This is a genomic window from Sodalis sp. RH20 (genome assembly GCF_047324205.1).
Lineage (GTDB): Bacteria > Pseudomonadota > Gammaproteobacteria > Enterobacterales > Enterobacteriaceae > Acerihabitans.
This window is the reverse complement of the sequence record NZ_CP178733.1, coordinates 4,161,560-4,184,772: the sequence shown is the minus strand read 5'-3', so window position 1 is coordinate 4,184,772 and position 23,213 is coordinate 4,161,560. Positions and strand designations below refer to the sequence as shown.

17 protein-coding genes are annotated in these 23,213 nt (G+C 60.6%); 12 read left to right on the top strand and 5 right to left on the bottom strand.

Going from position 1 to position 23,213, the window contains the following annotated elements:
• The first annotated feature begins 1 nt into the window (after position 1).
• The 6 genes from ydcS to ygjG all read left to right on the top strand — a co-directional run bounded on the left by ydcS (position 2) and on the right by ygjG (position 7,312).
• Complete coding sequence (ydcS, locus tag ACL2XM_RS19170) at positions 2 to 1,153, top strand: putative ABC transporter substrate-binding protein YdcS (RefSeq protein WP_410016652.1); 1,152 nt, start codon at positions 2 to 4, stop codon at positions 1,151 to 1,153.
• Positions 1,154 to 1,209: 56 nt separating this feature from the next.
• Positions 1,210 to 2,235, top strand: a complete 1,026-nt coding sequence (locus tag ACL2XM_RS19165) for an ABC transporter ATP-binding protein (protein WP_413733242.1) — start codon at positions 1,210 to 1,212, stop codon at positions 2,233 to 2,235.
• Positions 2,236 to 2,240: 5 nt separating this feature from the next.
• Positions 2,241 to 3,188 carry an ABC transporter permease gene (locus ACL2XM_RS19160; protein WP_413727286.1) on the top strand — a complete coding sequence of 316 codons (948 nt, stop codon included), beginning with the start codon at positions 2,241 to 2,243 and terminating at the stop codon, positions 3,186 to 3,188.
• Complete coding sequence (locus tag ACL2XM_RS19155; RefSeq protein ID WP_413731406.1) at positions 3,178 to 3,984, top strand: ABC transporter permease; 807 nt, start codon at positions 3,178 to 3,180, stop codon at positions 3,982 to 3,984. Before ACL2XM_RS19160 ends, ACL2XM_RS19155 begins: the two co-directional genes overlap by 11 nt.
• A 15-nt stretch (positions 3,985 to 3,999) precedes the next feature.
• Positions 4,000 to 5,424: an aminobutyraldehyde dehydrogenase gene (patD, locus tag ACL2XM_RS19150; protein WP_410012419.1), complete on the top strand. Its 1,425-nt coding sequence runs from the start codon at positions 4,000 to 4,002 to the stop codon at positions 5,422 to 5,424.
• Positions 5,425 to 5,863: 439 nt separating this feature from the next.
• Positions 5,864 to 7,312: a putrescine aminotransferase gene (ygjG, locus tag ACL2XM_RS19145; protein ID WP_410016650.1), complete on the top strand. Its 1,449-nt coding sequence runs from the start codon at positions 5,864 to 5,866 to the stop codon at positions 7,310 to 7,312.
• Between the two features lie 131 nt (positions 7,313 to 7,443).
• Here the strand turns inward: ygjG and satP are convergent, their stop codons facing one another.
• The 4 genes from satP to malK all read right to left on the bottom strand — a co-directional run bounded on the left by satP (position 7,444) and on the right by malK (position 11,692).
• Positions 7,444 to 8,001: an acetate uptake transporter gene (gene satP, locus ACL2XM_RS19140; protein WP_410012418.1), complete on the bottom strand. Its 558-nt coding sequence runs from the start codon at positions 7,999 to 8,001 to the stop codon at positions 7,444 to 7,446.
• A 235-nt stretch (positions 8,002 to 8,236) separates the two neighbouring features.
• Positions 8,237 to 9,142, bottom strand: coding sequence for a maltose operon protein MalM (gene malM / locus ACL2XM_RS19135; RefSeq protein WP_413731405.1), 906 nt, complete (start codon positions 9,140 to 9,142; stop codon positions 8,237 to 8,239).
• A 111-nt stretch (positions 9,143 to 9,253) separates the two neighbouring features.
• Complete coding sequence (locus ACL2XM_RS19130; protein ID WP_410012416.1) at positions 9,254 to 10,543, bottom strand: maltoporin; 1,290 nt, start codon at positions 10,541 to 10,543, stop codon at positions 9,254 to 9,256.
• Between the two features lie 39 nt (positions 10,544 to 10,582).
• Positions 10,583 to 11,692 (bottom strand): maltose/maltodextrin ABC transporter ATP-binding protein MalK, encoded by a 1,110-nt coding sequence (gene malK / locus ACL2XM_RS19125; RefSeq protein ID WP_413731403.1) that lies wholly within the window; start codon positions 11,690 to 11,692, stop codon positions 10,583 to 10,585.
• Positions 11,693 to 12,148: 456 nt separating this feature from the next.
• Here malK and malE point away from each other — a divergent pair, with 456 nt between their 5' ends.
• From malE to ACL2XM_RS19100, 5 genes are all read left to right on the top strand, one after another.
• The gene (gene malE, locus ACL2XM_RS19120; protein ID WP_410012414.1) at positions 12,149 to 13,342 is read left to right on the top strand and encodes a maltose/maltodextrin ABC transporter substrate-binding protein MalE; all 1,194 of its coding nucleotides are present in this window, start codon (positions 12,149 to 12,151) and stop codon (positions 13,340 to 13,342) included.
• A 65-nt stretch (positions 13,343 to 13,407) separates the two neighbouring features.
• Positions 13,408 to 14,979: a maltose ABC transporter permease MalF gene (gene malF / locus ACL2XM_RS19115; protein ID WP_413728977.1), complete on the top strand. Its 1,572-nt coding sequence runs from the start codon at positions 13,408 to 13,410 to the stop codon at positions 14,977 to 14,979.
• An 11-nt stretch (positions 14,980 to 14,990) separates the two neighbouring features.
• A complete protein-coding gene (gene malG, locus ACL2XM_RS19110; protein WP_410012412.1) occupies positions 14,991 to 15,881 on the top strand; it encodes a maltose ABC transporter permease MalG in 891 nt (296 codons plus the stop codon).
• Positions 15,882 to 16,034: 153 nt separating this feature from the next.
• Positions 16,035 to 16,475, top strand: coding sequence for an antitoxin Xre/MbcA/ParS toxin-binding domain-containing protein (locus ACL2XM_RS19105; protein WP_410012411.1), 441 nt, complete (start codon positions 16,035 to 16,037; stop codon positions 16,473 to 16,475).
• Positions 16,472 to 16,942 carry an RES family NAD+ phosphorylase gene (locus ACL2XM_RS19100; protein WP_410012410.1) on the top strand — a complete coding sequence of 157 codons (471 nt, stop codon included), beginning with the start codon at positions 16,472 to 16,474 and terminating at the stop codon, positions 16,940 to 16,942. Before ACL2XM_RS19105 ends, ACL2XM_RS19100 begins: the two co-directional genes overlap by 4 nt.
• Here ACL2XM_RS19100 and malQ read toward each other — a convergent pair.
• Positions 16,939 to 19,020 carry a 4-alpha-glucanotransferase gene (malQ, locus tag ACL2XM_RS19095; protein WP_413731402.1) on the bottom strand — a complete coding sequence of 694 codons (2,082 nt, stop codon included), beginning with the start codon at positions 19,018 to 19,020 and terminating at the stop codon, positions 16,939 to 16,941. The two genes, ACL2XM_RS19100 and malQ, sit on opposite strands and share 4 nt — an antisense overlap.
• A 253-nt stretch (positions 19,021 to 19,273) precedes the next feature.
• Here malQ and malT point away from each other — a divergent pair, with 253 nt between their 5' ends.
• A complete protein-coding gene (gene malT / locus ACL2XM_RS19090) occupies positions 19,274 to 21,988 on the top strand; it encodes an HTH-type transcriptional regulator MalT (RefSeq protein ID WP_410012408.1) in 2,715 nt (904 codons plus the stop codon).
• The last annotated feature ends 1,225 nt before the right edge of the window (positions 21,989 to 23,213 follow it).

Genomic DNA, 23,213 nt, shown 5'->3' with positions numbered 1-23,213 from the left:
AATGCGGTCAAGCGCCTTATGTATCAGCGTGTTATGTATCAGCGCCCTGGCCCGGGCCGCCGATCTTCCCACCCGGCTGGGTGAAAACGAAGGGCGGGTGGATATCATCGCCTGGCCCGGTTATATCGAGCGCGGCCAGACCGACAAGCAGTATGACTGGGTGACGGCGTTTGAAAAGGAAACCGGCTGCCAGGTCAACGTCAAGACCGCCGCCACCTCCGACGAGATGGTCAGCCTGATGGCCAAGGGCGGCTACGATCTGGTCACCGCCTCCGGGGACGCCTCGCTGCGCCTGATCCTCGGCAAACGCGTCCAGCCGATCAATACCGCCCTGATCCCCAACTGGAGCAAGATCGATCCGCGCCTGACGGGCGGCGCCTGGTATAACGTCGACGGCAAAACCTATGGCGCCCCTTATCAATGGGGACCCAATCTGCTGATGTACAATACCCGGGTATTCACCACGCCGCCGGACAGCTGGTCGGTGGTGTTCGAGCCGCAAAACCTGCCGGACGGCAAAAGCAATAAGGGCCGGGTACAGGCTTACGACGGCCCGATCTATATCGCCGACGCGGCGCTGTACCTGAAAAGTACCCAGCCGCAGCTCGGCATCAAGGACCCCTACCAGCTCAATGAAACCCAGTACCAGGCGGTGCTGGCGCTGCTTAAACAGCAGCATCCCCTGATTCACCGCTACTGGCACGACACCTCGGTGCAAATGAGCGATTTTAAAAACGAAGGGGTGGTGGCGTCCGGCGCCTGGCCTTATCAGGCCAATGCCCTGGCGGGCGAGGGGCAGCCGATCGCCACGGTGATCCCGAAAGAAGGGGTTACCGGCTGGGCGGATACCACCATGCTGCACAGCGATGCCGCCCATCCCAACTGCGCCTACCGCTGGATGAACTGGTCGCTGGAGCCGAAAGTGCAGGGGGATGTCGCCGCCTGGTTCGGGTCGGTGCCGGCGGTGCCGGAAGGCTGCAAGGCCAGTACCCTGCTGGGGAGCAAAGGGTGTGAAACCAACGGCTTCAGCCAGTTCGACAAAATCGCCTTCTGGAAAACGCCGATGGCGAAGTGCGACAGCGGCAACGGCGGCCAGTGCGTATCCTACAGCCGCTGGACCCAGGATTATATCGCCATGATGGGCGGCCGTTAGGGCGCCGGTAATTTGCCCGCGGCGCCTGCGCCGGGGCGCCAGCAGGAGGGGCCATGATGAACAGTGCGGTGAGCCTGGATAACGTAACGCGCCGTTTTAACGGCGTTGCCGCCGTGGACGGGGTATCGCTGGATATTCCCGACGGGGAATTTTTCGCGCTGCTGGGGCCGTCGGGTTCCGGCAAAAGCACCTGCCTGCGCCTGATTGCCGGCTTTGAGCAGCCGGACGGCGGCGTTATCCGGCTGCACGGCGTCGACACCGCCAACCTGCCGCCCTATCAGCGCGACGTCAATACCGTGTTCCAGGATTATGCCCTGTTTCCCCATATGTCGCTGCTCGACAACGTGGCCTATGGCCTGATGGTCAAAGGGGTGGGGCGCGCCGAGCGCATGGCCCGGGCCCGGGCCGCGCTGGCGCGGGTGGCGCTGGGCGATGTGCACGATCGCAAGCCGGCCCACCTTTCCGGCGGCCAGCGCCAGCGGGTGGCGCTGGCGCGCGCGCTGGTCAACGAACCGCGCATCCTGCTGCTGGACGAACCGCTGGGGGCGCTGGATCTTAAGCTGCGCGAACAGATGCAGGGCGAGCTGAAAACCCTGCAGCGCGAGCTGGGAATCACTTTTATTTTTGTCACCCACGATCAGGGCGAGGCGCTTTCCATGTCCGACCGGGTGGCGGTATTTAACCAGGGACGCATTGAACAGGTGGATACGCCGCGCCGGCTTTATCTTCAGCCCAGGAGCCGGTTCGTCGCCAATTTTGTCGGCAGCGCCAATGTGATTGGCGGCGAGCTGGCCCGGGAACTGACCGGCGAAAACGGCCTGTTCGCCGTGCGCCCGGAGTTTGCCCGCATCAGCGTAGCGGGTGCGCCCGCGCCGGCCGGCGAGCTGTCGGTTAGCGGCGTTGTGAGCAATATCCTGTTTCAGGGGGCGATGACCCGCTATGAGCTGGTGTTGGCGGAGGGAACCCATTTTTCCATCAGCGAGACCCACCCGGTTCGTTCATCCGGCCAGGAAGGGATTGCCCTCGGCCAGCGGCTGACCGCGTCCTGGTCCCGGGCGGCCATGACCGTCCTCGAGGAGTAAGGAGTATGGCTATGAGCCTGGCCGATCGGCCGCAAACCGCCCGGCGCCCGGGCCGCGCGATAGCGACATTCCTCTACCGCCGGCCGGCGGTGCTGCTGGCGTTACTGCTGCTGCCGCCGCTGATGTGGTTTGTCATCATTTACCTGGGCGCCTTGCTCAGCCTGCTGTGGCAGGGCGCCTATACCTTTGACGATTTCACCATGACCGTGCTGCCGGAGCTGACCACGGCCAATATCCTCGCGCTGTTCAGTCCGGCCAACTACGACATTATCCTGCGCACCCTGGCGATGGCGGTGGCGGTCACGCTTGCCAGCGCGCTGCTGGCGTTTCCCATCGCCTGGTATATGGCGCGTTATACCAGCGGCCGCTGGAAGGCGTTTTTTTATATTGCGGTGATGATGCCGATGTGGGCCAGCTATATCGTTAAGGCGTATGCCTGGACGCTGCTGCTGGCCCATGACGGCGTGTTGCAGTGGTTTTTACAGCATCTCGGCCTGCAGCCGGCGCTGCAGGCGGTGCTTACCCTGCCGGGCATCGGCGGCAGCACCCTGTCCACCTCCCATTTGGGCCGCTTTATGGTGTTTGTGTATATCTGGCTGCCGTTTATGATTTTGCCGATCCAGGCGGCGCTTGAGCGCCTGCCGCCGTCGCTGCTGATGGCCTCCGCCGATCTTGGCGCCCGTCCGGACCAGACGTTGCGCTATGTGGTGCTGCCGCTGGCGGTGCCGGGCATTGCCGCCGGCTCCATTTTTACCTTTTCGCTGACCCTGGGCGATTTTATCGTGCCGCAGCTGGTGGGGCCGCCGGGTTATTTTATCGGCAGCATGGTTTACGCCCAGCAGGGCGCCATCGGCAATATGCCCATGGCGGCGGCGTTTACGCTGGTGCCGATGGTGTTGATCGGTTTGTATCTTACCCTGGCCAAACGTCTGGGGGCCTTCGATGCGCTCTGATCGCGCGCCGCTGGCGCTGAGGCTTGCCGCCTGGGGCGGTATCCTGTTCCTGCATTTTCCCCTGGGGATCATTGCCCTGTACGCCTTTAACATCGAGGACGCGGCGTTCAGTTTTCCGCCGCGGGGATTTACCCTGCACTGGTTTGAACTGGCCGCCGGGCGCCCGGATATTTTGTCCGCCCTGTGGCTGTCCCTGCAGGTGGCCTGCCTGGCGACCCTGATTGCCCTGCTGCTGGGCACCCTGGCGGCGGCGGCTTTGTACCGGCGGGATTTTTTGGGCAAACAGGCCATCGCCATGATGATGGTGCTGCCCATCGCCCTGCCGGGCATTATCACCGGCATCGCCCTGCTGTCCGCTTTCAAGGCGCTGGATATCAGCCCCGGCCTGATGACCATCGTTATCGGCCATGCCACTTTCTGCGTGGTGATTGTTTTCAATAACGTTATCGCCCGGCTGCGCCGCACCTCTTTTAGCCTGATCGAGGCGTCGATGGACCTGGGCGCCGACGGCTGGCAGACCTTCCGCTATGTGGTGATGCCGGGGCTGTCCTCGGCGCTGCTGGCCGGCGGCATGCTGGCGTTCGCGCTGTCGTTTGACGAAATTATCGTCACCACCTTCACCGCCGGCCATGAGCGCACGCTGCCGCTGTGGCTGATGAACCAACTGGGTCGTCCGCGCGATGTGCCCATCACCAATGTCGTTTCCCTGCTGGTCACCCTGGTGACCATGCTGCCGATACTCCTGGCCTATTACCTGACACGCGGCGGCGAGGGCGTGGCGGGCAGCGGCAAATAACCCAAGGACTCTCCTATGCATGACACATTATTGATAGACGGCAGGTCGGTGACGGGCGCGGGCAAACCGACGCCGGTGATAAACCCCGCCACCGGCGAAACGATTATCACCATTAACGAGGCCAGCCTGGAGCAGGTGGACGCGGCGGTGCTGGCGGCGGACGCGGCGTTTGAAACCTGGGGGCAAACCACGCCGAAAACCCGCGCCACGCTGTTGCTGCAATTGGCCGACGCCATCGAGCGCCACGGCGAGGCGCTGGCGCGCCTGGAATCCCTGAACTGCGGCAAGCCGTACCACTGCGTTATCAACGATGAAATCCCGGCGGTGGCGGACGTATTCCGTTTCTTTGCCGGCGCGAGCCGCTGCCTCGGCGGCAGCGCCGCCGGGGAATATCTGGAAGGGCATACCTCCATGATCAGGCGCGATCCCATCGGCGTCATCGCCTCCATCGCGCCCTGGAACTATCCGCTGATGATGGCGGCGTGGAAACTGGCGCCGGCGCTGGCCGCCGGCAATTGCGTGGTGTTCAAGCCCGCCGAGCAGACGCCGCTGACCGCGCTGTTCCTGGCGCAGCTGATGGCGCCGATCTTGCCGGCGGGGGTGGTTAACGTGCTGTTCGGCACCGGCGCGGAAATGGGCGACGCCCTGACCGGCCATGAGCGGGTGCGCATGGTATCGCTGACCGGTTCGATTGCCACCGGCGCGCATATCCTGTCCCATACCGCCGGGGGGATCAAAAAGACCCATATGGAGCTGGGCGGTAAGGCGCCGGTGATTGTGTTTGACGATGCCGACATCGACGAGGTGGTGGACGGTGTGCGCACCTTTGGATTTTATAATGCCGGCCAGGACTGCACCGCCGCCTGCCGGCTGTATGTGCAGCGTGGCGTTTACGATGCGCTGGTGGACGCCTTGGGCAAAAGCGTCGCCACCCTTAAAACCGGCGATCCGGCCGATGCCGGCACTGAACTGGGGCCGTTGATTACCGCTGAGCACCTGCGGCGGGTTAGCGGGTTTGTCGAGCGCGCCAGGGCGTTGGCGCATATCCGGGTGATTACCGGCGGCGCGCCGATCGACGGACCCGGGTTCTATTTTGCCCCCACGGTGCTGGCCGATGCGCGCCAGGAGGATGAAATTGTCCAGCGCGAAGTGTTCGGGCCGGTGGTGACCGTCACGGTCTTTGACGACGAAGCGCAGGCGATACGCTGGGCCAACGCCTCCCCCTACGGCCTGGCCTCGTCGGTATGGACGCGGGATATCGGCCGCGCCCATCGGGTTAGCGCCCGTTTGCAGTACGGCTGCACCTGGGTCAACACCCATTTTATGTTGGTCAGCGAAATGCCCCACGGCGGCCAGAAGCTGTCCGGCTTCGGCAAGGATCTGTCGATGTACGGGCTGGAAGATTATACCGCGGTGCGGCATGTTATGATTCGCCATTAGCCGCGGCTTATCACTCCGGTCGGCGGCGGGAATAGGGTTTTTCGCCGCCGCGCCGGGGCCGCGAAAAAATTGCCATAAAAAGCGCTGCCATCGACATAAAAAGATTGCCGTTCCGCTCCGCGTCTGTTATAAAATTCTGCGTTCAAATATTATTGGCTAAATATCACTGGTCAATTGCACCTATTTAATGCAGGCGCGATCTATTATGGTGCATGGTTATTTTCGCAATAAATCCCCCTTATATTTCCTTTGGCAGTAATCAGCATTTCCGGCCGCAGTTCTTCTCTCTCCCTATGTGAATAACTTTTTTTATTGGTCTTATTTATATTTTGTTCTAAACCTAAGCATGTAGTTACAGTTGGCCCGGACGCTGCATCTGTCAGATCGATATCATATGATATCTCCTTCCAAGGAGCTTATTTTGTCTCGTTCAACCCCCATGCTTACCCCGTTAGAATGTACTCAGCAGGCGCTTTCGTGGATTGAGAAAAAAACGCTGACGCATGATGAGATGGTTAACCTGAATAAGGAAGTGATAAACAATTTTAAAGAGTATGTGAATCCTGGTTTTCTCGATTACCGTAAATCCGTGACGGTAGGCGGGGATTACGGAGCCGTAGAATGGCGGGCCGGCGGTCTTAATACGCTGGTCGACACCCAGGGCAGGGAATATATCGATTGCCTGGGTGGTTTCGGCATATTTAACGTGGGGCACCGTAATCCAAAAGTTCTTTCCGCCGTCGAAAACCAACTGGCGAAACAACCGCTGCATAGCCAGGAACTGCTTGATCCGCTGCGCTCCATGCTCGCCAGGACCCTGGCGGCGGTCACCCCCGGCACGCTGAAATACAGTTTTTTCAGCAACAGCGGCACCGAGGCCGTCGAGGGCGCGCTGAAGCTGGCCAAGGCGTATCAAACCCCGCGCGGCAAAACCACCTTTATCGCCGCCACCGGCGCCTTTCACGGCAAAACCCTCGGCGCGCTGTCCGCCACCGCCAAATCCACCTTTCGCCGTCCTTTTATGCCGATGCTGCAGGGTTTCGATCATGTGCCGTTCGGCGATATCGGGGCGATGCGCGATCATGTCTATCGCTGCCGGTCCACCGGCGCGGACGTGGCGGCGGTTATCCTGGAGCCTATCCAGGGGGAGGGCGGGGTCATTATTCCGCCGGAGGGATACCTGACGGCGGTGCGGGCGCTGTGCGACGAGGTGGGCGCGCTGCTGATCCTCGACGAAGTGCAGACCGGCATGGGCCGCACCGGCCGGATGTTTGCCTGCGAGCACGAAGGCGTGCAGCCGGATATCCTGTGCCTGGCCAAGGCGCTGGGCGGCGGCGTAATGCCGATCGGCGCCACCGTCGCCACCGAAGAGGTATTCTCGGTGCTGTTCGAGAACCCGTTTTTGCATACCACCACTTTTGGCGGCAATCCGCTGGCCTGCGCGGCGGCCCTGGCGACCATTAACGTGCTGCTGAGCGAGGATTTGCCGGCGCAGGCGGCGCTTAAGGGCCAGATTTTGCTTAGCGGTTTCGCCCGGCTGGCGTCGGCGTATCCAGAGTTTATGGTGGAGGCGCGCGGGCGCGGGCTGTTGCAGGCATTGGAATTCAGACGCAACGATATCGGTTATGCCTTTGCCCAGGGTATGTTCCGTCATCAAATCCTGGTGGCGGGTACGCTGAACAATTCCAAAACCATCCGCATCGAGCCGCCCCTGACCATTACCCCCGAGTATTGCCAGCAGGTGCTGGCGGTAGCGGAACGGGTACTGGACCAGATGCGCGGCAAGGAACCGGCCCATTACAAAACGCCGGCGACGACGGTGGCGCAGCCGCAAACGCAGGCACACATACCGTTCCCCTTGGCCGCCTCGACCGGCCTGACCGCATAAGACGGACCCGCCGTTGGCGCTTGCGGGAGGGGTTGCCGTGTCGGCGCGGGTTTTGCCTAGGCGGCATAAAGCTTACTCCTAGGCGCCCCCCCACCGGTTCGGCATAAATCCCGCGGTAAGCGTCGTGATGCTCAGCCGACCGGCATCACCTGGCGGCCCAGCTGTTCATTGACCACCTGCGCCATGGCCAGATAAATGGCGCTGGCGCCGCAGAACAGGCCTTCATAGCCGGCAATGACGATGATCTGATGATTGCCGGTAATATTGCCGGCGGCCAGCAGGGCGAACAGCACGGTCAGGCTGCCGAACACGATTTGCAGGCCACGGCTGGATTTAAGGGTGCCCAAAAACATAAACAGGGTAAAAATGCCCCACAGCGCCAGATAAACGCCTAAAAATACCGCGTCGCTCGGCTCGGCCAGGCCCATGCGCGGCAGCATCAGAATCCCCACCAGGCTCAGCCAGAACGCGCCGTACGAGGTAAACGCCGTGGTGCCGAAGGTATTGCCGTGCTTATATTCCATGATACCGGCGATGATTTGGGCAATGCCGCCGTAAAAAATCCCCATACTGATAATGATCGAGGTTAAAGGGAAAAAACCGGCGTTATGCAGGTTTAGCAAGACGGTGGTCATCCCAAAGCCCATTAATCCCAGCGGGCCGGGGTTCGCCAACTTAAAGGTATGCATATATCCTCAGCAGAAAAAAGCAAAATGAAGTGGACTGACTGTCCTGTTGCGTCCCGCGACGGCGCAGATGGCTCTGCGGCCGAAGGAGGGCTGCGGCATCATAATGACCTTGCACGGCTGAAACAATGATTTAGATTAGTGCCGGGTGATTTTTGCCGGTTTTTGCCGGCCGGAAAAAAAAGGTGCGCCTGGGCGCACCAATATTCTGCCAAATATCAGCAGTATCGGGATAACCTTACCCCTTGCCTTTTACACTACTGATAAATGTTTGCCGCGCCGATGACGATCCCAGCCGCTCCGCTTCGTTGAGCAGCTTCAGCGCCTTATCGATATTACCGTCGCGCACCGCTTGTTTAATGGCTTGATTAAAATAGCTCTCGGTATCGTTAAGCATCGGCGCGGCCGGTCCCGCTGCCGCTGCCTGGGGCGCCGGCGGCGCGGTATTGCCGACCACGACCGGCTGCGTCTCGGGGCCGGAGAAGATCTGGCCGATGGTGATATTGCCGCTCTTCTGTTCCGCCTCCACTTTTAACCTGATGGTGCCGGTGTCGCTATGGCGGCCGATGGGATCGGGAATATCGGGCACCGCATTACCGACGCCCTCGGCGTAGGCCTTGGCCGGATTGGTCATGGTGGTGGTGGTCAGCAGGTCCTGGCGGGTGGTGTAGATCAGCAGGTAGATTTGTTTCTGTCCCAGGGCGGGAGTGAGCTTAAGCGTGCCTTCCAGCCGGTCCATCGACATGCCGCCCGGTTTTTCATAGGGGAAATAGCTGCTGGGGAAAAACGCCGCCGGACGCAGTTGTTCATCCAGCACCAGCACGTTGGGGGCATAGATCGACTGGCCTTTAGCCAGGCTGCTGAGGGTGATGGCCAGCGATCCGCGGTTGGCCGGCAGCGTAATGGCGGCCACCGGCCCGGTGATATCGCCCATCTGGATGCGGGGCGAGGCGGCGTCGAGAATGATTTCCTGCCTGGCCGGGGGCATCAGCGTCTGCCAGGGCAATTGCCGCAAGGTGGACTGCGGTATCACCGGCGCCACCGACATATCTTGGGGGTTGGTCAGGGTATCCGCCAGCGTGGTGGCCGGCAGGGTGGCGCTCAGTGCGGCCATCAGGCACAGGGAAAGTATTTTTATTTTCATTATTATCGCCTTTTCAGCGTGACGAGCGACGGGCCGTCGCCGGGCAAGTAGCGCCGGCCCGCCAGGTACTATCCCACGCGTCCTACCCCCGGGGGCGGGACGCGCCGGGGATTATTTCCACCAGGCTTCCATCTGCACGCCGAAGGAGACTTCATCATCCTTACCGCGGCTGAAGGTGGTCGAGCTGTTATCGCTATACGCGATGCCGTTGGTAAAACCGGCGTCGTTATTGCCATAACCCCATTTTTCATTCCATTTGGCGTAGGTGGCGAACAGGCGGATCGCCGGACGGGAGAAGATGCTGTCCCCGGCCTGCCACTGCTGCGCCAGCGTCACTTTATACTGATCGTTGCGATCGCTGGTGCGCTGGGATTTGACATTGTCGTAGCCGACTTCCAGCAGGGTGCTCATGATCGGGGTCCATTTGTACATCGGGCGTATGCCGACGGTGTACCAGGTGGTGCCGTTATTGTTATCGCGGTCGATATCCTGATACATGCCGACGTACATCATTGCCCACTTGTCGTTGAAGTCCAGGCCGCCGTGATCCAGCACGCGGATCATATGGCCGTCGTTATCGACGTAGGAGCCGTGCGGGCGCCCGGTATTATCGGTGGTCATGGCGTCGGTGGCGTATTGCAGCACAAACTTGTTAAAGCCGTTGCCGATGGTCTGGGTATGCTCCATCGTGGCCATGGTGCCGTCTTTGGTGGCCCCGTCCGCCAGATTGAAATTGTCCTGCACGTTGGCGCGGCCGTAGTCCACGCCGAATTCCAGCTTGCCGCCGGGGTTGGTTTCCAGTTCGGCGATACGCACGTCGTAGATGTCGTTAATGGTCGGCACCTGGTTGAGCTGGTTATCGATATAACCATAAGAGCCGCCGGACTCGCTGTTGCGCGTGACCGCCAGGGACAGCTTGCCTACGCCCAGATCGATATTTTCCAAACCGGCGCCGGGACCGGAAATGTCCCAGTAGTAGAAGTCGATCATATGGACGTCGTGACGCTGATAGAAACGTTTCCCGGCCCACATATTGGCGCCCGGCAAGGCGTCGATCAGATTCTTGCCCACCACGTTGACTTCGCGGAAGCTGGGTTCCAGCGGTTCGTCATCGTTACGCTGGGAAACGGAGTACCCCACGTTGGTATCGAAGTAGAAGCTCTTGTTGCCTTCGCGCCACAGCTCCTGCCCGAGTTTTAATTCGGCGTAGGTTTCGCATTCGTTGCCGAGACGGTATTTACTGGAGGCGCCGGTGGCCTTGAAGCATTGCTGCTCGCCGCCGCTCCCGGTCCAGCCGATGCCGGAACGGGCATAACCGCCAAAATCCACCGCCATCGCCTGGGCGGAAGCCGCGCCGGCGATGATTGCCACTGACAAAGGTAAAATGCGTAGGTTAGTCATTATTTTCTCCTGATTATTATTGCCTGCGGACAGGCAGACTTATACGCCCGGTTCCTGATGTAACCGTCGGCAGGCGCTGCCATCCTCGCGGAATAAATGGCAGCGCTCGGGCGGCAGGCCGATAGCGAATTGGGCACCCTCGTTTACCAGCACCACGTCATTCTGGCGATAAACCAGATTGAGGCGGAGCGAGGGAATTTGAATATGGATCAGGGTTTCATACCCCAGTTGCTCCACCACCTGCACCACGCCTTCCAGGACGACATCGGCGATGTTGCCGGCCAGCAAATGCTCGGGCCGGATACCCAGCGACATCGTGGCGCCGATCTCCACCCGGCTGCTCTCCACCGGCAGCCACACTTTCTGGCCGTTGTGCAGCGCGATCTGCACCTGGTCGATGGCGATGGCGGTGACTTTTACCGGCAGGAAATTCATCTTCGGCGAACCGATAAACCCGGCGACAAACCGATTTTCCGGGTAGTGATACAGCGCCAGCGGCTTGCCGACCTGCGCCACGCGCCCGCCGTCGAGCACCACGATTTTGTCCGCCAGCGTCATGGCCTCGGTCTGGTCGTGGGTGACGTAAATCATGGTGCGCCGCAGGCGCTGGTGAAGACGTGAAATCTCGATACGCATCTGGACGCGCAGCGCGGCGTCCAGGTTCGACAAGGGTTCGTCTAGCAGGAACACCTGCGGCTCCGCCACCAGGGTGCGGCCGATGGCGACCCGCTGGCGCTGCCCGCCGGATAACGCTTTGGGGCGGCGGTCCAGCAAATGGCCGAGCTGGAGAATCTCCGCCACCTGGTTTACCCGGCGCGTTATTTCCTCTTTTTTCACCCGGGCCAGCTTCAGGCCGAAGGACATATTGCCCGCCACCGACAGGTGCGGATAAAGCGCGTAGGACTGGAAAACCATCCCGACCCCGCGTTCGGCGGGCGGCACGTCATTCATCCGGCGATCGTTGATTTTCAGCTCGCCGGAGGTGATGTCCTCCAGCCCGGCAATCATTCTCAGCAAGGTGGATTTGCCGCAGCCCGACGGGCCGACAAACACCACGAACTCCCCTTCGCCGATATCCAGGTTGATATCGCGGGAAATCACGTTTTCACCGTAGCTTTTACAGATATTGCGCAGCGTCACGCTTGCCATAGACCCGGATTCCTGCCTCTGTTTACCCTGCCGCCCGGCGGTGCGGCGGCAGGCTGACATCAAGTGTCGGCAAGTGTGAGGGAAATGCGCGGCAGGGAAATCATCCGGGACGGTTTTTTTCAAGGGGGAGGCGGCGGGATGACGGCAAAGCGCCATTCACGGCCGCGTCGGCGGCGAGCCGGCAAAAACGTGACGGCGGCGGCAAATATCCAGCATGCTTTTTGTGGCTTGCCCCGCAAATTGTCCACGGAGTGTTAATGCGGTCACATCGGGAGGCGCAGGGGCGTAGGACGGGGGAGGATGAGCGCGCCTGAGGTTAAACGCAGTATGTCCGGTGTATAAATTCACCACAGCTTTCCGTGCGCCCCGAACATCGCCGGGCCGGTTGCAGGTGCGATGCCTGTCGGGACCCGCTTTGCGCGCGTTGGGAACGCTGCCACCAGTAAGGATGGAACTATGACCCGCATCAAATGCACTCTCCGTACCCTGGCGCTGTCGTCCCTGATGTCGGCGATGGCCTGTTCTTCGGCGTTCGCCAAAATAGAAGAAGGCCGGCTGCTTATCTGGATCAACGGCGACAAGAGTTACAACGGCCTGGCTGAAGTCGGCAGGAAGTTCGAACAGGATACCGGCATCAAGGTGAGCGTAGAGCATCCCGATAAGCTGGAGGAAAAATATCCCCAGGTGGCGGCCACCGGCGACGGACCGGATATTATCTTGTGGGCGCACGACCGCTTTGGCGGTTATGCCCAGTCGGGCCTGCTGGCGGAAGTGGCGCCGGATCAGGCGTTCCAGGATAAGCTGTTCCCCTTTACCTGGGACGCGGTGCGCTATAACGGCAAGCTGATCGGCTATCCCATCGCGGTGGAGTCCCTGTCGCTGATTTACAACAAGGATCTGGTCGGCGCGCCGCCGAAAACCTGGGAAGAGATCCCGGCGCTGGATACCCGACTGCGCGCCAAAGGCAAAAGCGCCATTATGTGGAACCTGCAGGAACCCTACTTTACCTGGCCGATTATCGCCGCCGCCGGCGGTTATGCCTTCAAGCCGGAAAACGGCGGTTACAATATCAAGGATGTGGGGGTGAACAATGCCGGCTCCCGCGCCGGGCTGCAGTTTATCGTCGATTTGGTCAAAAGCGGGCATATCAGCGCCGATACCGATTATTCCGTCTCCGAAGCCGCCTTCAACAAAGGACAGACCGCCTTGACCATCGACGGCCCCTGGGCCTGGGGCAATATGGAAAAAAGCGGCGTTCACTACGGCGTGGCGCCGTTGCCTACCTTCCAGGGCCGGCCGTCGAAACCTTTTGTCGGCGTGCTAAGCGCCGGGATTAACGCCGCCAGCCCCAATAAGGAACTGGCGAAAGAATTCCTGGAAAATTACCTGCTGACCAGGGACGGACTGGATGCGATGAATAAAGACAAGCCGCTCGGCGCGGTGGCGCTGAAAAGCTATCAGGCGGAGCTGGCCAAGGATCCCCGGATCGCCGCCACCATGGCGAATGCGCAACAGGGTGAAATCATGCCCAATATTCCCCAGATGAGCGCGTTTTGGTATGCCGAGCGCAGCGCGGTGGTCAACGCCATAAACGGTAAACAAAGCGTGCAGGCGGCGCTGGACGGCGTGAAGGACCGCATTACCAAATAATCCGCCGGCCGCCGTCACGGGGCCTGCGTTCAAGCGGGTTGTCATCCGCCGTTATAGGAAGGGTTATGTCAAACACCGGCTCGGTTCCTCTGTCCCGCAAGCCCGCGCGCTGGCGGCATCACCGGTTTGTGAAGTGGGCGGTCGTGATTTTTTGCGCCCTGGCCATCGCCTGGATGGTGATACCGCTGTATGCCCGGGGTGAATATCTGTTTGCCCTGCTGACGCTCATCCTGACAAGCGCGGGGCTGGCCGTTTTCGCCAATGCCGGGGCCTATGCCTGGCGCTATGTGTATCCGGGACTGGCGGGCGTGGGGCTGTTTGTGTTGTTTCCGCTGCTGTGCACCGTCGGCATCGCCTTTACCAACTACAGCAGCGTCCATCAGCTGTCCTTTGAGCGCGCGCAATCGGTGCTGCTGGATCGGCAGTTGCAAATCGGCAAAGCCTACGCCTTCAGCCTGTACGGCCAGGGAACCGCATGGCGGCTGGCGCTGGCCGATGCCGACGGCGGACGGTTATGGGTCTCGCCGGCGTTCAGCCTGGACGGCGGCCGGGACCAGACGCTAATGATGTCGCCGGGCGACGCGCCGCCGCCGGGAGAGCGCGGCACGCTCAGGGTGGTAACACAGTATCGCCAGGCCCTCGGCCGGCTGACGCTGCAATTGCCCGACGGCGCCCGGCTGCGCATCAGCTCGTTACGGCAATTTTCCGGCCTGCGGCCGCTGTATACGCTGGGCGGCCAGGACCGCCTGACCGACAGCCGCACCGGGGCCGTCTACCGGCCCAACCGGGCCACGGGTTTTTACCAGGCGGTCGATGCCGAAGGCCATTTTGTCGCCGGGCAGCTCAGCCCGGGTTATACCGTGCCGGTGGGGTGGCAAAATTTTATGCGGGTGGTAGAGGATCAGGGAATCCGGCAGCCTTTCCTGGCCATATTTGTCTGGACCATTGTGTTTTCGTTGCTGACCGTGGTCCTGACGGTGGCCATCGGCATGGTGTTGGCCTGCGTGGTGCAATGGGAGGCGCTGCGGGGCCGCGCTTTGTACCGGCTGCTGCTGATCTTGCCGTATGCCGTGCCGTCGTTTATTTCAATATTGATTTTCAAGGGATTGTTCAACCAGAGTTTTGGGGAAATCAATATGCTGCTGAACGCTGTGTTCGGCATCCGGCCCGCCTGGTTTCAGGATCCGCTGCTGGCGCGGCTGATGCTGGTGGTGGTGAACGCCTGGCTCGGGTATCCCTATATGATGATTTTGTGCATGGGGCTGCTGAAATCCATACCCGATGACTTATACGAAGCCTCGGCCATGGACGGTGCCGGACCGTTACAGAATTTTTTCCGTATTACGCTGCCGTTGCTGCTCAAGCCGCTTACGCCGCTGATGATTGCCAGCTTTGCGTTTAATTTTAATAATTTTGTGCTGATCCAGCTGCTGACCAACGGCGGGCCTGACCGCATTGGCACCAGCACTCCCGCCGGTTATACCGACCTGCTGGTAAGTTATACCTACCGTATCGCCTTTGAAGGCGGCGGCGGGCAGGATTTCGGCCTGGCCGCCGCCATCGCCACCCTTATTTTCCTGCTGGTGGGCGGGTTGGCGATACTGAATGTGAAAACGGCGCGTCTGACATTTGATTAAGGAGGTCCCGGGTGGCTATGGTGCAATCTTCATCGCGTTTCCTGCGGCTGGCGGCGACGCACGTGCTGCTGCTGGGTTTTATCGCCCTGATCGTGTTTCCATTGCTGATGGTGCTGGCGATTTCACTGCGCGTCGGCAACTTCGCCACCGGCAGCCTGATCCCGCAGCAGATATCCCTGGAGCACTGGCGGCTGGCGCTGGGTTTGAGCGTACGGCACGCGGACGGCAGCATAACCCCGCCGCCGTTCCCGGTGCTGCTGTGGTTATGGAACTCGGTAAAGGTGGCGACCATTACCGCCCTGGGCATCGTGGCGCTGTCCACCACCTGCGCCTACGCCTTTGCCCGCATGCGTTTTCACGGTAAAAGCGCGTTGCTTCAGGGCATGCTGATTTTCCAGATGTTCCCGGCGGTACTGTCGCTGGTGGCGCTGTACGCGCTGTTTGACCGGTTGGGTCAGTATCTGCCGTTTATGGGGCTTAATACCCATGGCGGGGTGATCTTCGCCTATCTTGGCGGCATCACGCTGCATGTCTGGACCATCAAGGGCTATTTCGACACTATCGAGGGTTCGCTTGAGGAAGCGGCCGCGCTGGACGGCGCCACGCCCTGGCAGGCGTTCCGGCTGGTGTTGCTGCCGCTGTCGGTGCCGATACTGGCGGTGGTGTTCGTGCTGTCGTTTATTGCCGCCATTACCGAGGTGCCGGTGGCGTCGCTGCTGCTGCGCGATGTGGATAATTTCACCCTGGCGGTGGGCATGCAGCAGTATCTCAATCCGCAAAACTATCTGTGGGGGGATTTTGCCGCCGCGGCGGTACTGTCCGCCCTACCCATCACCCTGCTGTTTTTGTTGGCCCAGCGCTGGCTGGTAAGCGGTCTTACCGCCGGAGGCCTGAAAGGTTAAGCCACTGTTGTTGTTCTTGCGTACGTGTCTGTGTCTGTGTCCTGTGTTTTTGGCGACGTTATGTCGCCATTTTTTTGCCGGGCACGAAAATATTGATTTTTTCTGCCAAATGGCTATCATGAAGTATGACATTTGGCAGAAAGTGAGGCGTGCATGAAAATATATACCCCTCCCGTAATGAAAGAGCCCGCACATAGCCTGTGGGCCTCCGCTCATTTGCCGGATGCGTCCGGTCCCGAGCTGCGTCATCTGATGATGGAAGGGCTTGAAGTGTCGGTAATTGATAATATCAGGTCCATCGTCGGCTTCAAAAGGGAAGAATTTTTGGCGACGCTTGGGTTAAGTGGACGCAGCATTGCCCGGCGTAAAGAGAAGCTCTCTCCGGCTCAAAGTGAATCTATTACCCGTTATGTTACCGCCTTTGATATGGCTTTAGCGCTGTTCGGCAATGACTTCCAGAAAACCATTGCCTGGATGAACAAACCTGCCAAAGTTTTAGGCGGCGAAACACCCAATCAGGCGATTGGCACTGAAACCGGTGCCCGTGATGTGGTCAGTTTGATTGAAGGCATTAAACATGGAGTTGTCATGTGATCTTGTATCGATTTTGCCAGAAGCAATATATCGCCACCGCGTGGAGTGGCGTTGGCGCTTTTAACAGCTCGGTGGCAAGATGGAACAGAATGGGTACGCCGATGGTGTATATCTCCTCGGCAGTGTCACTGGCCATTCTGGAAGTATTAGTGCATTTACAGGACGAATCCATATTAGATTTTTATCAGTTAATGAGTATTGACGTACCCGACGATTTCATTGTCAAGCTCAATGCGCAAGATCTTCCTGCTAACTGGAATGCGCCGGTGCCGATTCCCGCCACCAAGGATATCGGCACACAATGGTTTCAGGGAAAATCGAGCGTCGGGCTAATGGTGCCTTCCGCCATTGTGCCTATGGAATACAATGTATTGATTAACAATGAGCATCCGGCGTTTGCTGGTTGTCTGGCGTCGGTTACGCCGCTCGAATTTACCTTTGATCCAAGGCTGAACCCCAGCCTCTAACGCAACTGGCGACGCCGGTTGATATCCCGCAGCAGGGCATTGATGCCCTTATCGGCGAAAATCTCCTCCAGGCTGCGCGTCAGTTTGCGGCGCCAGTTCGGATACCCATCGCTGGTGCCGGGCACGTTGACCGGCGTGGTGATATCCAGCCAGTCCTCGGGCTGTAATCCCAATAACGCGCTGCCGCTGTCGGCCAGATAGCGGTGAATGGCATGGTTAAGCATGCGCGACATCGGCAGGCCATCGGCCCGGCGCGATACCCGCCGCGGCAGGCCGCCGTGACGGTGCAGGGCGTCCAGCAGCCCCTGGCGCGCGCGCCGTCGGTCCTCATGCAGATAATGCAGCACCGCCGCGTCGGGATACAGTCCCAGCGTTTTGCCAAGGCTGAGATCGCCGGCGCCCCAGTAGCCGCGCAGCGTCGGTAAATCATGGGTGGCGGCGGTGGCCATCGACTGCGGCGGGTAGGCTTCCGGCGGCTGGAAATGATGCCGGGCGTCCCGCTCGAAATAGAGCACTTTATAGGAATAAACAGCGCTGTCGCGCAGCCGCGCGAGGATTTCATGCGGCACGGTGCCCAGATCCTCGCCGATCACCAGGCACTGGTTGCGCAGGCTCTCAAGCGCCAGGATGGCGAGCAAATCGTCCAGCGGGTAGTGGACGTAGGCGCCCTGTCCGGCGGTATCGCCGCGCGGGATCCACCACAGGCGCAGCAGCGACATGACGTGATCGATGCGCAGCGCGCCGCAGCCCTGCATATTCGATCGCACAAGATCGATAAACGGCTGGTAGCCGCGGGCGGCCATCACCCGCGGATCCATGGGCGCCAGCCCCCAGTTCTGCCCCTGCGGACCGAGCACATCCGGTGGCGCGCCTATCGCTACTTCCAGGCAATATAATGCCGGATCGCTCCAGGTTTCCGCGCCGCCGGCGCTGACCCCCACCGCAAAATCGCGGTATAAGCCGAGAGGCATGCCAAGCGCCCGGCAGAGCGCAGAACATTCGGCAAACTGACGGTCGGCCAGCCACTGCAGCCAGAGATAAAATGCGATCTCACCGGCATGCCGCCGGCGAAACGCCTGCGTTCCGGCGCCCTGGCTGGCGCGGTACTCGGCAGGCCAGTCCTGCCAGCGGCGCCAGGACGGATCCCGCGCCAGCAGGTACGCGTGCAGGGCGTCAAATTCAGCCTGATGGCGCAGGCTGTCGCCGCCCAGGCGCACAAAAGCGGCAAACGCCAGGCGCTGCGCGTCCTGCTCCCCGCGCAGGCTGAACTGTTGCCAGCACAAACGCAGCGCGGCTAATTTCAGCGCGCCGACCCGGGGATAATCCACCTCGGGAGCGGCGCGCGCCAGCGCCAGCGCTTGCTGCACCTCTTCGCGCGCCCACCATGACCGCGCCGCCAGGCTAAGGTGGAAATCCTCCAGGCTATTGATATCGATATACAGCATATTCAGCCAGCGCCGTGACGACGGGCTGTAGGGACTGGCATCGCCCGGCGTGGCCGGGCAGAGCGCATGGATGGGATTGAGACCGACAAACGCGCCGCCGCGCCGGGCGACTTCCCGCACCATCGTTTTCAGATCGCCGGTATCGCCGATACCCCAATTGACCGCCGAACGCAGCGTATAGAGCTGGATGCAGGCGCCCCAGAGCTTTTGCCCGGCCAGCAGCGCCCCTGGCTGAAAACAGCGGGGCGGGGCGATGATTACCCGGCAATGCCACTCCCGCGCGCCCTGGCTTAACGTTAACCGGTGATAGCCGCACGCCAGGGTGTGGGGCAGCGATAGCGGCGATCCGGCGCTTATCTCGCCCTGAAGGGTTCCGCCCTGCTCGGTGCGCAGTTGCCAGCGGTAATCGCCCCGGCCGCCGGGCGTCAGCGCCGCCGGCGCATCCCGGCGCCAAACGGCCACCGGCGGCAGCGGGTCCTGCGAGACGGCCGCCAATCCTGACCCGCGCCCCATGGCGTCCAGCAACCGTCGTTTGGTTTGTGCCGAGATGGCCTGCCGCTGGCCCAGGGCATTGATATAGTCGCTGCCGATACCGGCCTGGGCCGATATCTGTTCCAACAAGAGTTCTTCCATTATTTTTCCCGCGGTGGATAGCCGTCGCCCGTTTGCCGCCACCGGCCATCATGACGCGGCATGGGGCGTTTTTCATCCTCCCGGCGGCGGGTTAAAAGGGGAGGAGCGCCAAGGCTGAGTTAAAATTGTGATAGGGCGCAATTTACTAAAATGGGATATGGATAACCTTAGGTAATAATTATTTACATTATAATTACAATGGTTAACAGTTAGTTTTAGCACATTGCCGTGTACCCCTGGGGAAATAAAAACAATGCTAATCCCATCAAAACTGAGACGGCCAGTGAGGCTGCAAAGTGCCGTGCCGCGCCAGCGTTTGCTGGACCGGCTGGATAGCGCGGCGAACTATCGCCTGGCGCTGATTACCAGCCCCGCCGGTTACGGCAAAACGACGCTTATTGCGCAGTGGGCGGCGGCGAGGCAGGATCTGGGCTGGTATTCCCTTGACGATAGCGATAATGAACCGGAGATCTTTGCCAATTACCTGGTGGCGGCGATCCAGCAGGCGACGGGCGGCCATTGCCTGCGCAGCGAAGCGCTGGCGCAGAAGCATCAGTATGCCAGCCTGGGAACCTTGTTTGCCCAGCTGTCGGTGGATCTGGCCGACTGGACCACGCCGCTTTTCCTGGTCATCGACGATTACCATCTGATCACCAATACGGTTATCCATGACGCCATGCGCGGCCTGCTGCGCCAGCAGCCGGATAGCCTCAAGCTGGTTCTGCTGTCGCGCAACCTGCCGTCGCTGGGCATCGCCAATCTGCGGGTGCGCGATCAACTGTTGGAAATCGGCAGCCAGCAGTTGGCCTTTACCCATGAGGAGGCCAGGCAGTTTTTCGCAGGACGCCTGGATATGCCCATCGCAGCCCAGGACAGCAACCGGCTGTGCGACGAGGTCGCGGGCTGGGCGACGGCGCTGCAGCTGATTGTGCTGTCTTCCCGCCAGTCCGATACCCCGGCCAGCAAAACCGCCCGGCGGCTGTCGGGCATTAATGCCGGTCATTTGTCCGATTACCTGGTGGATGAGGTGCTCGATCGGGTCGATGGCGCCACCCGTCGTTTCCTGCTGCGCTGTTCGCTGCTGCGCTCGATGAACGATGCGCTGATTGACCGGCTGATGGGCGAGGGAAACGGCCAGCAGCGGCTGGAGCAGACCGAACACCAGGGGCTGTTTATCCAGCGTATGGACGACAGCGGCGAATGGTTTCGTTTTCATCCGTTATTCGCCAGTTTCCTGCGCCAGCGCTGCCAGTGGGAACTGGCGGCCGAGCTGCCCGAGATCCATTGCGCCGCCGCCGAGGGCTGGCTGGCGCAGGGCTATCCCGCCGAAGCCATCCACCACGCGATGGCGGCGAATGATGTGGGTATGATGTGCCGGATACTGCTTGATAGCGGCTGGACGTTATTTAACCATGGTGAGCTGGCGTTGCTGGACCGTTGCCTGAAGCATTTGCCCTACGACGTGCTGATCCTGCGGCCCAGGCTGGTGTTGCTCAAGGGCTGGCTGGCCCAGGGCCAGCACCGGAGCGCCGAGGTGGCGAGCCTGCTGGCCCATGACAAAGCGGAGATGGCGCGGCGCAAACTCGATCTTGCCCCCTGGCTGGTGGCGGAGTTTAACGCCCTGCTGGCGCAGGTGGCGATAAATACCGGCAAGCCCCTTGAAGCGGAATCCCTGGCGGCCGAAGCGCTACGGTTTTTGCCGCAGTTTAATTATTACGGCCGTATTGTCGCCACGTCGGTGACCGGCGAAGTCGCCCATTGCCAGGGACAGTTGGTCAAAGCCTTGAGCATGATGCAGCAGACCGATCGGATGGCCCGCCGGCATGGGGTGTATCACTACGCCTTGTGGGCCTTGCTGCAGCAAAGCGAAATCCTGATAGCGCAGGGGTATTTGCAGGCGGCGTATGAAATACAGGATAAGGCGTTCGAACTGGTGGGCGAGCAGCATCTGGAACAATTGCCGATGCATGAGTTCCTGCTGCGTCTGCGCGCGCAGCTGCTGTGGTCCTGGGCGCGCCTGGACGAGGCCGAACAGGCCGCCAGCGCCGGGCTGAAGGTGCTGGAAAGCGCCGAACCGCAGCAGCAGCTGCAGTGCCTGGCGATGCTGGCCAAAATCGCGCTGGCGCGCGGCGATTTCGATAATGCCCGCAGCCATCTGCACCGTTGCGAGAACCTGATAAGCGGCGCGCAATACCATAGCGATTGGGTGACCAATGCCGATAAGCCGCGGGTGCTGTTCTGGCAACTGACCGGGGATGTCGATGCCGCCGCGAGGTGGCTGGACCAGACGGTGAAACCGGATAACGTCGATAACCATTTTTTGCAGGGGCAGTGGCGTAATATTGCCCGCGCCCAGATTCTGCTCGGCCAGTTCGACGAGGCGGAAGTGGTGCTGGACGAGCTTAATGATAATGCCCGACAACTGCATTTGGTGAGCGATCTTAACCGTAACCTGTTGCTTAATAATCTTATTTATTGGCGCACCGGGCGCAAGAACGATGCCCAGCGGGTGCTGATGGAGGCGTTGTCGTTAGCCAATCGCACCGGTTTTATCAGCCATTTTGTTATTGAAGGCGAAACGATGGCGATGCAGCTGCGGCAACTGCTGCAGCTCGGCGTGCTGCCGGAGCTGGAACAACAGCGGACCCGGCGCATTTTGCGCGATATTAATGCCCATCATCGCCATAAGTTCGCCCATTTCGACGAAGATTTTGTCCAGCAATTGCTGCATCATCCGCAGGTGCCCGAGTTGATTCGCATCAGTCCGCTGACCCAGCGGGAGTGGCAGGTGCTGGGGCTGATTTATTCGGGTTACAGTAACAACCAGATTGCCGGCGAGCTGGACGTGGCGTCGACCACCATCAAAACCCATATTCGTAATCTTTACCAGAAGCTGGGGGTGGGGCAGCGGCAGGACGCGGTGCAGCAGGTGAAAAAGATGCTGACGATGATCGGTTATGCGGTATAAGGCGCGTATCGATTACGCGTCCGGGCTGTTGACGGCGCCGGCGCTTGTTTTCGTTCGGGCGTGATGGGTAAAGGGGGCGGTATTACAGCGGCCTCGTGGCGGCTTGAGCCCGGTGGGCAAAGGTTTTGTTTGCGGTCAGCTGAATGTTGCGTCGGGGGGGGTCGCTTGCCGTGTGCGGGGGAGGCTTATACTGCCGCTGCGGAAGGTTCGCTTGCGGGGGAGGCTTATGCTGCGTCGGCGAGAGTTTCGTTTGCGGGTAGGCTTATGTTGCTGCGGCAGAGGTTTCGCTTGCCGTGCGTCCGGTGGTTATATGTATTGCCTGGCGCCGGCAAGCGACAAGGAGGCCGTACCGCGACGGCCTCCTTGACCTCCGCGCGCCCGGCAGGTCGCGCGTCGCTGCGCGATGCCTTCCGCCGCCCATGCCCCCGTGATGCACCGGCCCGGTATGCGCTCCCGGCGCTACCGGGCCTTTCGCCGCTCCCGGCGGCTCATGCCGGGGTCACAGGCGCCGTCAGCGCGCTTTATGCCGGTCCATATGTCGCTGTTCGTACTGCATGTTATGAAGCGATAGCGGCGCTGTTGTTTTGGATGGGGGCTGGCGTCGGCATAGGATTGACGGTTATGGAATGCAACACGTATGGAAAACCGTTGGCACAGCGAAAATCAGGCATACAGTCATGCAGGCATACAGTCATGCAGTCATGCAGTAAGGCAGTAAGGCATTCATCATTCAGTTTTGAGTTTTAACAGTAAGCATTACGCTTTCAGCCATTAGCCATCAGGCTGTAAACATTAGCGCAAAATGAATACTGAGACTTTTCCCGGTAAGCGCATACCGCTAAGGACCCCAAAACGCTGTTTTGCTGGCAGGCGATGGTGTTGACGTGGTGCCGGCATAGAGTGCGCCGGCGGCGCACGTCACGGCTGGATGAGCCGCCGGGAGCGGCGAAAGCCCGGATTGCGCCTGGAGCGCATACCGGGCGGTCCACAAGCCGGGATGGGTGATGCCGGGCACCGCGCAGCGGCGCACGATCTGTCGGACGCGCGGAGGTCAAGGAGGCCGTCGCGGTACGGCCTCTTTGTCGCTTGCCGGCACCCGGCAATACATATCACCACCGAACGCACGGCAAGCGAAACCTCCGCCACGGCAGCATAAGCCTACCCGCACACGGCAAGCGAAACCTCCGCCACGGCAACATAAGCCTCCTCCGGCCACGGCAACATA